The organism is Prosthecobacter vanneervenii (assembly GCF_014203095.1).
Lineage (GTDB): Bacteria > Verrucomicrobiota > Verrucomicrobiia > Verrucomicrobiales > Verrucomicrobiaceae > Prosthecobacter > Prosthecobacter vanneervenii.
In genome coordinates, this window is sequence record NZ_JACHIG010000009.1 from 152331 (window position 1) to 165491 (window position 13161).

General features: G+C 60.7%; 10 protein-coding genes. 7 read left to right on the forward strand and 3 right to left on the reverse strand.

Annotation, left to right across the window (positions count from 1 at the left end; translation table 11 throughout):
* Window positions 1-3: 3 nt before the first annotated feature.
* The 5 genes from HNQ65_RS19360 to HNQ65_RS19380 all read left to right on the forward strand — a co-directional run bounded on the left by HNQ65_RS19360 (window position 4) and on the right by HNQ65_RS19380 (window position 7275).
* A complete protein-coding gene (locus tag HNQ65_RS19360) occupies window positions 4-1422 on the forward strand; it encodes a DUF1501 domain-containing protein (RefSeq protein ID WP_184342061.1) in 1419 nt (472 codons plus the stop codon).
* Window positions 1419-2357 carry a DUF6807 family protein gene (locus HNQ65_RS19365; RefSeq protein ID WP_184342063.1) on the forward strand — a complete coding sequence of 313 codons (939 nt, stop codon included), beginning with the start codon at window positions 1419-1421 and terminating at the stop codon, window positions 2355-2357. Before HNQ65_RS19360 ends, HNQ65_RS19365 begins: the two co-directional genes overlap by 4 nt.
* A 106-nt stretch (window positions 2358-2463) precedes the next feature.
* The gene (locus HNQ65_RS19370; RefSeq protein WP_184342065.1) at window positions 2464-5001 is read left to right on the forward strand and encodes a PVC-type heme-binding CxxCH protein; all 2538 of its coding nucleotides are present in this window, start codon (window positions 2464-2466) and stop codon (window positions 4999-5001) included.
* 2 nt (window positions 5002-5003) lie between these two features.
* Window positions 5004-6410 (forward strand): DUF1501 domain-containing protein, encoded by a 1407-nt coding sequence (locus HNQ65_RS19375; protein ID WP_184342067.1) that lies wholly within the window; start codon window positions 5004-5006, stop codon window positions 6408-6410.
* 76 nt (window positions 6411-6486) lie between these two features.
* Window positions 6487-7275, forward strand: coding sequence for an alpha/beta hydrolase (locus tag HNQ65_RS19380; RefSeq protein ID WP_184342069.1), 789 nt, complete (start codon window positions 6487-6489; stop codon window positions 7273-7275).
* 3 nt (window positions 7276-7278) lie between these two features.
* Here the strand turns inward: HNQ65_RS19380 and HNQ65_RS19385 are convergent, their stop codons facing one another.
* Both HNQ65_RS19385 and HNQ65_RS19390 read right to left on the reverse strand, forming a co-directional pair.
* Entirely contained in the window at window positions 7279-9054 is a 1776-nt protein-coding gene (locus HNQ65_RS19385; protein WP_184342071.1) for a hypothetical protein, read from the reverse strand.
* 50 nt (window positions 9055-9104) lie between these two features.
* Window positions 9105-10043 (reverse strand): polymer-forming cytoskeletal protein, encoded by a 939-nt coding sequence (locus tag HNQ65_RS19390; protein WP_184342073.1) that lies wholly within the window; start codon window positions 10041-10043, stop codon window positions 9105-9107.
* Between the two features lie 175 nt (window positions 10044-10218).
* Here HNQ65_RS19390 and metX point away from each other — a divergent pair, with 175 nt between their 5' ends.
* Entirely contained in the window at window positions 10219-11424 is a 1206-nt protein-coding gene (gene metX, locus HNQ65_RS19395; RefSeq protein ID WP_184342075.1) for a homoserine O-acetyltransferase MetX, read from the forward strand.
* Between the two features lie 22 nt (window positions 11425-11446).
* Here metX and HNQ65_RS19400 read toward each other — a convergent pair whose 3' ends face one another.
* Window positions 11447-12244, reverse strand: coding sequence for a hypothetical protein (locus tag HNQ65_RS19400; RefSeq protein WP_184342077.1), 798 nt, complete (start codon window positions 12242-12244; stop codon window positions 11447-11449).
* Window positions 12245-12371: 127 nt separating this feature from the next.
* Here HNQ65_RS19400 and HNQ65_RS19405 point away from each other — a divergent pair, with 127 nt between their 5' ends.
* A complete protein-coding gene (locus HNQ65_RS19405) occupies window positions 12372-13160 on the forward strand; it encodes an MBL fold metallo-hydrolase (protein WP_184342079.1) in 789 nt (262 codons plus the stop codon).
* Window position 13161: the final 1 nt, after the last annotated feature.

The following is a 13161-nucleotide window of genomic DNA, read 5'->3' on the forward strand; positions in this document are numbered from 1 at the left end:
ACCATGAGCACCTTTTCTCCACTCACACGCCGAGCCATCCTCAGCCGCACCGCACAAGGTCTCGGCGGCGTGGCACTGGCCTCGCTTCTTCAGCCGCAGCTTTTGCGCGCAGCTTCTCAAGGAGTGCTGGGTCGTCTTCCGCTGCCGCAGAAAGCCAAGCGCGTCATCTGGCTGACCATGGCGGGCGGGCCTTCCCAGCTCGAGCTTTTCGACTACAAGCCCAAGCTCGCGGAGATGGATGGCAAGCCCATGCCGGAATCCTTCACCAAGGGCCAGCAGCTTGCCCAGCTTCAGGGGCAGAAGCTTGTGTGCAAAGGACCCATGTTCAGCTTCCAGAAATATGGCCGCTGCCAGATGGAGCTCTCCGAGCTGCTGCCGCACATCGGCAGTGTGGCGGATGACATCTGCCTCGTGCGCTCCATGACCACCGAGGCGATCAATCACGACCCCGCCCACATGTTCATGAACACCGGTGCTCAGATCGCCGGACGCCCGAGCATGGGCGCGTGGGTAACCTATGGTCTCGGCAGCGAGGCCGATGACCTCCCAGGCTTTGTGGTCATGATGTCCACCGGCAAGGGCCGTAATCCCCAGCCCATTGCCGCACGCCAGTGGAGCAGCGGCTTCCTGCCCTCCAAATTTCAAGGCGTGCAGCTCCGCTCGCTGGGCGATCCTGTGCTCTACCTCACCAGTCCAAGCGGCGTCACCCGCGAGCGTCAGGGCCGCGACTTTGCCGCCATCAACTCGCTGAACAAGCAGCATGCCTCGCTCTGCGACGATCCCGAAATCGCCACCCGAATCGCCCAGTATGAAATGGCCTTCCAGATGCAGGCCAGTGTGCCGGAGCTGATGGACATCAGCGGCGAAGGCGCCAAAACCCTGGAGCTCTACGGCTGCCAGCCCGGCGATGGCTCCTTCGCCTCGAACTGCCTCCTAGCCCGCCGCCTCGCGGAGCGCGGCACCCGCTTCATTCAACTTTACCATCGCGACTGGGACCACCACAGCCTGCTGCGCGAGGAACTACCCCTGCGCGCCAAAGAAGTGGATCGCGCCTGCGCGGCACTCATCAAGGACCTCAAGCAGCGCGGCATGTTTGACGACACCCTCATCGTCTTCAGCGGCGAGTTTGGCCGCACCCCCATGGCCCAGGGAAACAAAGGCCCTGTAGGCCGCGACCACCATAACAAAGCCATGTCCATGTGGCTCGCCGGAGCAGGCATCCAGCGCGGCGTCACTTTCGGCAGCACCGACGATCTCGGCTACGCCGCTCAGGAAAACATCACCACTGTGCACGACCTCCACGCCACCATGCTCCACCAGCTCGGCATCCAGCACGACGCCTTCAGCTTCAAATTCCAGGGACTGGACGCCCGCCTCTCTGGCGTGGAAGGAGCCAAAGTCATCAAGAAAATCCTCGCATGAAATTCGCCCCATTCCTTTTCCTCGCCGCATCCCTCAGCGCCTCCGCCTTCGACATCACCATCGCAGACAAAGACCACGTTGATGTCTCCGCCGGTGGCAAGGTCGTGGCCCGTCTCATGATGGCGAACGATCTGAGCACGCCGGAGAAACACCACGAGACCTACAAGCCCTACCTTCACGTCTTCGACTCCAGCGGCACGACCCGTCTGACGAAGGGCCACGGCTTCAATTTCACCCATCACCGCGGCATCTTCCTCGGCTTCAGCAAGATCAGCTACGGCGGCAAATCCTATGACCGCTGGCACATGAAAGGCGGCGATCAGGTCGTCACCAAAGTCGCTCCAGGAGACTCCAGCTTCACCGCCTCCATCGACTGGCAGGGAGACACCAAGGACGCCTTCCTTACAGAGGAACGCCGATTTACCTTCTCCACTCCGGCAAAGCCCTTCTACCTCGGCATCGACATGACCAGCGCCATCAAGCCCGTCAGCGGCGAAGCCGAGATGAGCGGAGACCCCGAGCACGCGGGCGCGCAGTTCCGCCCCTCGGAGAAGGTCGACACCAAAACAACCACCTACATCTTCCCCGGCGAAAACATCGATGCCCACAAGGTCAAGGACCTGCCCTGGGCCGCCGAGATCTTCACCGTCGAGGGCAAGACCTTCACCGTCGTGATCCTCAATCATCCCGACAATCCGAAAGATACCGCCACCTCCGCCTACCGCGACTACGGCCGCTTTGGCATGTTCCCCAAAGGCAAAGCCACGCCCGAGTCCCCCTTCAAACTGCACTATCAGTGGCTCATTGCCGAGGGAGACGTGCGCGATGCCGCCGCATTACAAGAGGCCTGGAACGCCTTCGCAGGAAAAAATATGCCCGTTCCCGCGCTGACCATCAAAGTCTCGGAGCAGCCAAAGCCCAAGAAGGAAAAATGAGGCGGCCCCAGCGACTCCAGAAATACCAAAATTGGTTATTGAGCGACTAGGATTCGACCGGAATTTTGGTTGGTTACTCTGCCCCGCTCACAAAAAACGCGCCCCCATGCCTTCCCCCAGGTTTACCACCCTCACGTCGCTGCTACTGCTGACGACACCCTTCCTCACTCCCGCTCTGGCCATTAATGAAAAGAACGCCGGCCCGGAAAAGGTCGAGCTGAAGTTCAAGCTTCCGCCTCCCACCCCTCTCTCTTGGGAGGAGGAGATGAAGACCTTCAAAATCGAGAAAGGCTTCCGCATCGAGCTCGTGGCCAGCGAGCCCATGATCGAGTCCCCCATAGCAGTGAGTTTTGATGACCAGGGCCGCCTCTACGTGGTGGAAATGCGCGGCTACATGCACGACCTCGCCGGCGCTGGCGAAACCGAGCCCACCGGCCGCATCTCCCTGCTGGAAGACACCGATGGCGACGGCCGCATGGACAAGGCCACTGCGTTTCTCGACAAGCTCGTCATGCCCCGCGCGGTCATGGCCGTGAACGGCGGCGTCCTCGTTGCCGAGCCGCCCAATCTCTTGTTCTGCAAAGACACCGACGGCGATGGCAAGGCCGATGTGAAAGAGGTCGTGACCAGTGACTACGGCACCCTCGGCGGCCAGCCTGAGCACATGGCCAACACTCCAGTCTGGGCCATGGACAACGCCATCTGGAGCGCCGGTTACTCCACCCGCTTCAAGCTGCGCGGCGGCGTGTGGCAAAAAGACAGCGGCCTCGGTCGCGGCCAGTGGGGCCTCTGCCAGGACAACTACGGCAGACTCTACTTCAACTACAACTCAGACATGCTGCGCGCAGACCTCCTGCCCACGGAGGCCTTCACTCGTAATCCGCTCCTGCGCAACGCCTCCAGCATCAACGCCAAGGTGGCTGCGGATCAGACGCTCTTTCCCTCCCACCCCACACCAGGAGTAAACCGTGGCTATGATCCCAAATCTCTCCGCGCCGACGGCACGCTGACCAAGCCCACCGGCACCTGCGGCGCACTCATTTATCGTGGCGATGCCTTCCCTGCCGCCTATCGCGGCAACGCCTTCATTCCCGAGCCCTGCGCCAATCTGGTGAAGCGCTTCACCATGAGCGAAAATGACGGCATCGTGAAGGCCACCAATACGGCCAAGACCACCGAATTCCTCACCTCCACCGATGAGCGCTTCCGCCCCGTAAACGCCGCCGATGGCCCCGACGGAGCACTCTACATCGTGGACATGTATCGCGGCATCATCCAGCACCAGAGCTTCCTCACACACTACCTCATCGCCAACATCAAGGACCGCAAGCTGGAGACTCCCTTCAATCAGGGCCGCATCTGGCGCATCGTGCCAGACACCAAGGAGCGCCCGCAGCCCGTGAAGGTAAGCAAGGAAGCCAAGATGCTCACGCACGCCAACGGCTGGGTGCGCGACACCGCCCAGCGCCTCATCGTGGAATCCAGCGATTCCTCCGCCATTCCATCGCTGAAAGAGCTACTCGCCAGCGACTCTCCGATCACACGTCTGCACGCCCTGTGGACGCTCGACGGCCTCTCCGCCGCCACACCAGATCTGCTCCGCACCGCGCTCACAGACAAAGACGCCCAGGTGCGCGCCGCCGCCGTGCGCATTTCCGGTCGCGACCTCGCACCCGACCTCATCGCGCTCACCTCCGAAAAAGACGCCCTCGTTCTCGCGCATCTCGCCATCAAGCTCACCTCCTTCAATCTCCCAGATGCCGACACCGCCGTGGCCAAGCTGCTCTCCATCAACGGTAAAAACGCCCTCGTCCGCGAAGGTGCCCTGACCGGCCTGCGTGGCAGAGAGGCAGCCTTTGCCAAGCTGCTGGCCGCCCAGCTTTCCAAATCCAACAGCGCCAGCATCACCCCTGTGATCGAGGCACTCGGCGCTCTGCTGGCATCCGCCAACAAGGCCGGTCCTTTTGAAGACATGCTTGAGCTGGCCGCAGCACAGCCGCAGGGCGGTGCCATTCAGGTGGCCGCCATCAAGGGCCTCGCCACTAGCAGCGCTGATCCAAAATCCAAAACCACGCCCAAACTGCTCTGGCTGGAAGCCGAGCCCGCCACGCTCAAAACGCTGAAAACCGCGATGACGGACAAGACCTCTGCCAAACTCTTCACCAGCGTGGAGGCCCGTCTCGCCTGGCCCGGCAAACCCGGCGCACCACCACCGCCGAAAATCGTTCCTCTAAACGAAGCGCAGACCGCCCTCTATGAGAAAGGCAAAACCATCTACGCCACCCTCTGCGCCGCCTGCCATCAGCCTCACGGCTTTGGTCTGGACGGCCTGGCCCCGCCGCTGGTGGACAGCGAGTGGGTGCTCGGCAAAGCGGAGCTGCCCGCGCGCATCATCATGCACGGACTCGCCGGTCCGGTGAAAGTCGGGGGCCGCAGTTTCAATCTGGCCATGCCTCCCCTGCCCCAGCTTACCGATGAAGATGTCGCTGGTGTGCTCACCTACATCCGCCGCGAATGGGAGCACAATGCCTCCCCTGTGGACACCAAGGCAGTCACTGCCATCCGCACACAAACCAAAGGCCGCACGGTCATGTGGACGGAACAAGAATTGAAAAATTTGGGCAAGAAACCGAGTTCAAAGTAATCATGCAAACGCCATCCCCGCTCCATCGTCGCGCCTTCCTCGGCAGAACCTCCCAGGGTCTTGGAGCGGTGGCACTTGCCTCCCTGCTTGAGCACACCCAGGCCGCTCCCACACGAGGCGTCCTGGGCACCCTGCCCCTGCCGCAAAAAGCCAAGCGCGTCATCTGGCTCACCATGGCAGGTGGCCCCTCCCATCTGGAGACCTTTGATCCCAAGCCCAAGCTGGCTGAAATGGACGGCAAGCCCATGCCTGAGTCCTTCACCAAGGGCCAGCAGCTTGCGCAGCTCCAGGGCAAACCCCTGAACTGCTTCGGCCCGCAGCATCCCTTTGCCAAGTTTGGCAAAAGCCAGATCGAAATTTGCTCTCTCCTCCCGCAGATCGGCAGCGTTATCGACGACATCTGCCTCATCCGCTCCATGACGACGGATGCCATCAATCACGATCCGGCGCACATGTTCATGAATACCGGCTCGCAGATCGCCGGACGCCCCAGCATGGGCTCATGGATCACCTACGGTCTGGGCACCGAGGCCTCAGACCTTCCAGGCTTCGTCGTCCTGACATCTCTCGGCAAAGGCGGCCAGAATCAGCCCATCGCCGCCCGCCAGTGGAGCAGCGGCTTCCTTCCCTCCAAATACCAGGGCGTGCAGCTTCGCGCTCAGGGCGACCCCGTTTTGTATCTCACAAATCCCGGTGGCATCTCTCGCGATCAGCAGGGCCGCGATGTCGCCGCCATCAATGCGCTCAACAAGCAGCGCAGCAGCCTGGTGGACGATCCCGAGATCGCCACCCGCATCGCCCAGTACGAAATGGCCTTCCAGATGCAGGCCAGCGTGCCAGACCTGATGGATGTCAGTGCTGAAGGCGCAAAAACTCTGGAGCTCTACGGCTGCCAGCCCGGCGACGGCTCCTTTGCCTCCAACTGCCTCCTCGCACGCCGTCTGGCAGAGCGCGGCACCCGCTTCATCCAGCTCTATCACAAAGACTGGGACCACCACGGTGGTGTCAAAGAAGGCGTGGCCCTCAAGGCGCAGGAGATCGACCGCGCCTGCATGGCGCTCATCACCGATCTCAAGCAGCGCGGCATGCTGGAGGAGACTCTCATCGTCTGGGCTGGCGAATTTGGCCGTACCCCGATGTCCCAGGGAGGCAGCGGCCGCGACCACCACAACAAGGCCATGTCCGTCTGGCTTGCAGGCGCAGGCATCCAGGGAGGCATCGTCCACGGCTCCACCGACGATCTAGGCTACGCCGCCATCGACAAAGTCACCACCGTTCACGATCTCCACGCCACCATGCTGCATCAGCTCGGCATTCAGCACGATGCTTTCAGCTTCAAGTTCCAGGGCCTGGACGCACGCCTCAGCGGCGTGGAGGGAGCCAAGGTCATCAAAGACATTCTCGCGTGAAATGACGAATCAGTGACAAATGCCGGACGGCCAAAAACCTTGGCACATTCGGAATTCATTCGTCATCCTTGGTCCCATGAGCTTTCGCACCTTCGAATCCGCCTCCATCGGCAACGGCATTCATCACGTCACGGTCAAATCCGCCGCACTGCACCGCCGCGCAGACATCAGCTTTTACGTTCCTCCTGATGCTGCTGTAGAAAAGCTCCCCCTCATCATACTCCTGCACGGAGTTTACGGCAGTCACTGGGCCTGGTTGTACAAAGGCCGCGCGCATGAGGTGCTGGACCGGCTCATCAAAGAGGAAAACTTTCCTCCCATGATGCTGGCCATGCCCTCCGACGGCCTCTGGGGAGACGGCTCCGGCTACGTACGGCACCGCGATGCCGACTACGCAAGCTGGATCGTCGATGAAGTACCTGACGCCGCTGCTGAGATCGATGCACGCTGTCTGGGTGCCACGCGTTTCATTAGCGGCCTCTCGATGGGTGGATATGGAGCCCTGCGCCTGGGACTGCTGAATCCGAAGAAATTCACAGCCATCAGCGCACACAGCAGCATCACTTACGTACCCCCGCAAATGCGCGATTTTGTGGAGGAGTCACTGGTAGAATTTGAGATCACAGAAACAGACCCGCTGGCGGTCATCGAATGCGCCAAGCTCGCCCCACGCCTGCCCCACTTGCGTTTCGACTGCGGCTCAGAAGACATCCTCATCGAGCACAACCGCACGCTTCACAACGACCTGCAGGCAGCTGGCATTCCCCATGTTTACGAAGAGTTTCCCGGCGGTCACACCTGGGACTACTGGCACGAGCATCTGGCAGACACGCTCCGCTTTTTCAGAGCCTGCCTCACGCTCTAGCTGCTACTTTTTCAAAGACCTCGCCTTGTCGGTATAAAACACCATTGGCAGGCTCAGGTGTTCCCTGTCTCCCACGGGCTGCCCCACGAGCGGGATGGGAATTTTATACGGAAATTCAGGGCTCGGGGTGAAATCCCGGTCAAAGGCCAGCATTGGCCCGCGTGCCACCAGATCGCGCCATTCGGCATAGGGCCCGGTGTAAATGTCCGTGATGCGCTCCACCTTGGCAGACACCGGCGTCATGACAAAGCCTGCCAGCTTCGCTCCGCGCTCCTCCGCCTTGGCTTTCATGACCTCGTAGTCGGCGCGCTGGGTGCAGAGATTCACACAGGGCACATCCCCATACCAGGCCACAAAGGCGGGAGAGTCCGAAAAAGTGTACTCATCCTTCTCCACCAGCTGACGCAGAATGGCGATGCGCTCTGGCAGAAAGGGCGGCCAGTGCGGCGGTATCTTCCCCCCCATGGTCAGGCCAAACTTCATCACCACTGGCAGATTCACCGCCATGGGCAGCGCGGTGATCACCAGCGCCACAAGCGGCGCGCCCCAGCGCGACATGAACTCTCCAGACACCTGAAAACGCGACCACAGCACCACCAGCATCGCTGCGCCAAAGGCGCTCATGGCCGGCATGAGCACGATGTAGAGCGCATTGTCATCCTTTTCACGGTCCGGCAGTCCTAGAAAGCTCATGCCAGCCGCCACGCAGCAAAAAACCACCAGCAGCATCCAGCGTGCAGAGCCGGCATCCGCCTTGCGAAAACGGTGCATGAGCGCCAGAAAAAACAAAAGCGCCGGCACCACATAACCCAGATGCGCAACGAGTGTGGCCATCTCATCCTGCCAGCCGATCCCCACATGCCGCAGCAGGTCATCCACCTGCAGCAGGGGCAGTCCGGGGGAAAAATCTCGCAACAGCATGTCATGCGCCGTGGCGGAGGTCTGCGCCTGCAGAAGCGCCTTCACTCCCCCCAGCGGATCTCCGCAGAGCTGCACATTCCACCAGCCCCAGGCGGCCAGGACACCAGCCGTCGGCAGCGCCACCACGATCGCTCCAGCCTTTCCCCTTGGAAGAAATATCGCCAGCCCGATGAGCACCCCAATCACAATCCAAAGCGCCATCCAGTGGGTCAGCACCATCAGCGCGCATACCACTCCCAAGCTCATCAGCGGGAGAAAAGCCCCCCGATTTTCCACCGCTCGCCCAGCCGCCGCCGCATACAGGCGGAAGGCCAGGGCAAACAAAAACATCAGCAGCCCACGAGGCGCACCGCTGACCATCAGCTCCCAGGCGGGCTCGCATACCAGCAGCGCGATGGCTGCGATGGCCGCCACCTGTTCATCAAACAGCCGCCGTGCCGCACCATGCGTGAAAAAGATGGTCAGCAGATACCAGCACACGCCAAAGCATGCAATCACGCGGTCCAGAATGAAAACAGCCCCTCCTGCCGTGGGGTCATAAACCTCCCAGCGCTTCATGAAGCGAAAGGCCGCAGACCACAGCAGCGGCTGCAGCGGAGGCTGCACGGTCTCCGGCATCGCCAGAGGCGTGGTCTTTTTCTGCTCCGCCTCCATTTGAGCCCAGGCATACGGCTCGATCACATGCGTCTGGTACGAGCCCGTCCTCGCCAGCTGCCGGGCCAGCTGCGCCTGGTTCATGCCCTCAGCGCTGCTCAGTCCACGAAATGTCACAAACACATGCAGCAGCGCCATCACGATGGCGGCGGCATAAAACACCAGTCGTAGCACAGCGCCGGGGCCGGAGGAGTTGGAGGACATGACATTACATGCCACAGCAGGGCACGACGTGCAAAGAGCGAACTCTCCCCTCATTCGTGCGGCTCAAACACCACCCAGGCGCACTCGCGTTTGCCCTCTTCCCCTGCACAGCGCCAGTGCCAGCGGACCACTGGTTTGACAAAGGAGCCCAGCTCCCCCTCCAGGATGCGGAACTGCCCGAGCAGCTGCCCACCATCCCGCACCACGAGCGATCGTGCAGCCACCGTACCGGAGAGCGTACCTCCGCTTTCCAGAATCACGGGGCCTTCACACACAAAATCCCCTGCCACATGCCCGGAAACGCTGATCGCCCGCGCCTTCACCTCATGCAAAAATGTCACGTCGCACCCCGCCGCCACCTCCAGACGGTCGCATACCACGTTGTCGGCAATCAGCCCGTCCATGTCGAAAAGTCGCGATGGCAGCTCAAAGGCCTCCTGCTCCACCCGTTGCAGCTTTTTCAGGCACACCGGGCATGACGGCACGGAAAAGTCCCCTGCGGTCGTAATGACAAAGAGATAGTCGCTCTTCTCCCTCGGCAGAGCACGCACGGCAGCGTCCAGACCTGCAGCATCCACCGCCTCAATCCGCAGCTCCTGAGCCGCTCGCAACGCCGCAGGGCTGAATCCCCCCGGCGCGATCAAAATCCCCCGTACATTGCGTGCCCCCCCCACCTCCTGGGCAAACCTCTGCACTGTCTCCGGTGTCGCCCCCCACTCGTTCCATGGCACCGTCTTCACCATCGCTCGCTGGGCCTTGGCGGATTTGGGCTCCTCGATCATGCCAAAATGCACCGCCCCATCTGGCATCACACGAGATCCAGCCACTTCGCAGCCCGCCTCGGTCGCGATCGCACGTGCCAGCTCAGACACCCGTGCCCAGTCCATGCCCGCGATCAGCTCCGGCGACCACCCGGCCAGTCTGTCCATGCCCCCGGCCCGCCGTAGCGAGAAGCCAGCTTCTTCCAGGGTGGCAAACGGGTCGAGCATGGTGAGCGATAAGGAGGAGGAAAAGGGCCGCGCCAGGCGGCCATCCCGTACCTAAGCACATTCCAGCGGGCACCAACCACCCATTTATTCATTGTCTAGCCCCGCCCAAGTCTATGCGCAGCCATGAGCAATCCGCCTTGCCGCACCTCCAAAACCCTGTTTTCTTCCGCCACTCATGTCGAAGGCAGTCAAAACCGAAGAAACGAAATTTTTCCACACTGGAAGCGCCGCTGAACCATTCACTTTTGCCTCCGGCGTGCAGCTGCCCGGCATTACCGTGGCCTACGAGACCTACGGAAAGCTCAATGCCGCCAAATCCAATGCCATCCTGCTGTTTCACGCCCTCTCCGGCAGCCAACATGCAGCAGGTGTCACCACCGACGTCCCCGGCACAGACGGCCGCTGGACGGAGGACTGCCACAATGGCTGGTGGGATCTTTTCGTCGGCCCGGACAAGGCGCTCGACACCAAACGCTACTTCATCATCTGCGCCAACTACCTCGGCGGCTGCTACGGCAGCAGCGGCCCGGCCTCCATCAACCCGGCCACTGGCAAGCCCTACGGCAGCGACTTCCCCGAGGTGCGCACCAGCGATGTCGTCAAATCCCAGCTGGCTCTGCTGGACTCCCTGGGCATCAAACAGCTCCATGCCGTCATCGGTGCCTCTGTCGGCGGCCTGCTGGCCATCAATCTCGCCACTCTCCACCCCGAACGCGTCAAGCTCGTAGTCCCCATCGCCAGCGGCTGCCGCACCACAGTGCTCACCCGTCTGACGCTGTTTGAGCAGGTCCTGGCCATCGAGAACGACCCACACTTCCGCGGCGGCAATTTCTATGACGGTGCAGCTCCTGAATACGGTCTCGCCCTCGCTCGCATGATCAGCCACAAGACGTTCGTCCACCTGGATGCCATCGAGCGTCGCGCCCGGCAGGACGTCAAAAACGGTGGCGACACCCTCTCGTGGTACCGCGTGCAGCACAATGTGGAGAGCTACATGCTGCATCAGGGCAAAAAGTTCGTGAAACGCTTCGACGCCAACACCTACCTGCGCATCGCCGACATGTGGTTGCGCTACGATCCTCTGCGGGACGCAGGCGTGCAGACCTACCCGGAGCTTTTTGCGCGCAGCGCCGCTGCAGGACAGCACTACCTGGTCTTCAGCATCGACAGCGATTTCTGCTTCTATCCCGAGGAGCAGGCCGAGCTGGTCAGCCACCTCGAAAAAGCCGAGGTGTCCAACATGCACATCACCGTGCACTCAGACAAAGGCCACGATTCCTTCCTCCTGGAACCTCAGCTCTACACCCCCCACCTCTCCTTCCTGCTGGAAGGCCGCTGGAACAAAGGCTCCCTTGCCCGCCCGGTGCCGGAGGTGGAATAATGGTTGCGCGCCAGTCTGCTCCTCAGGCAGCTGGCTGAGCTATTTTGGCGCTGCTTTTCTGTGAAAACGCTTCATAGGCACAATACAGCCAAACGGTGCTGAAGGCGGCGATGATGTCGAACACGACCGCCACTCCGGCTTCAAGCATCCAGTTCGGGATTTCGATCTCAAAGAGTGCCAGTCCGACGTAGAAAAGAATGGGCAGGCATGCCATCAGCAATTGGAGACATAAGATTCCCGCCATCTGCCAGTAATGCCCTTGGACAAGTTCTTCGCTCCGCCTCATGGCAGCAGTCCCGGTGAGGCCCTCACAAACCACCACATTGTCCACCAGCGCCAGCCTGGGAGCCAGATAGAAAAAGGGGAGGATCAGCAGGAGAAATGATAAAAAAAGGAAAAGCGTGCTCAGAAACTGAGTCCACCACATACGGAACCAGTTGCTCAGCCCCGCAGCCAAAGCCTGGCCGATGCCCGCAGGCGTGCCTGCGCTGTGATTCATTGCCACATGGATAACACCTGCTGTGCCAATGACGCCAAACACATTGCCAACAAGCTGGGCAAACTTGAAAGATCGGCGGGTGTCGTTTTCATCGAAAACAAATGCGTCCATGTAGCTGACCAAAAGCTCGCATGGCACCCAGACCACCATGACCGTAAGTGCGATCAGCACAAAATGCTTCCGATAGATGAACCATGCCTTGGACAAAATTTCGCCGCTCCTGAGCGGATCTCTGGAAAAGCCTGCTATTTGAGCAGCAGGTGGAGCATAGGGATTGAGAGATTCGCTCATAGATTGCCTGATTGAGTCTGAATTCACCATTGAGTAGAAGTCGAGAAAAAAGCCTTTCCGCCCTGATTAAATTCATCGCCCATGATTTCGACGCATCTCATCCTGTGAAATTTGCAAATCTTGGCTAAATCTGAAGAGATACGCCCCATATTTCCCCATGTCCTTTCACCTCACATTCCTCGGCACCGGCACCTCTGTCGGTATTCCGGTGATTGGCTGTGACTGTGCCGTCTGCCGCAGCACAGACCCCAGGGACAAACGCATGCGCAGCTCGGTTTACATCCGCACGCCGGAGGCCTCCTGGGTGGTGGATACCGGCCCCGACTTCCGCATGCAATGTTTGCGGGAAAACATTCGCAGCCTGGATGCCGCCATCTTCACGCATCCGCACATGGACCATCTCACCGGCTTTGATGACCTGCGCCGCTTCACCGTGGAGGCGGATCATTTTTTACCAATCTATGGTACCGCGGAATGCCTCGCCGTGCTGGAGCGCATGTTCATCTATGCCTTCAATGGGGAGAATCGCTACCGGGGCTACCTCAAGCCTTTTCCCAAGCCGGTTCACGGCCCATTCCACATCGGCGAGACCACCCTCACTCCGCTGCCTGTGCAGCATGGCAAGGTGGACACCATCGGCTATCTCTTCACACGCGGTGGCAAAAAGCTCTGCGCTTACATCCCGGACTGCAAGACCCTTCTACCACACACGATCGAGCTGCTCCACGGCGTGGACACACTCATCATCGACGCTCTCCGCCATACCCCGCATCCCACGCACATGAGCTTCAGCGAGAGCCTTGAGGTCCAGCGCATGCTACAGCCCCGTCAGACCTGGTTCACCCACATCCAGTGCGAGATCATGCACTCCGTGGAGGATCCGAAGCTGCCGCCTGGGGTGAACATCGCCTACGACGGGCTCAAACTGGAATGGAACGTGCAATGAA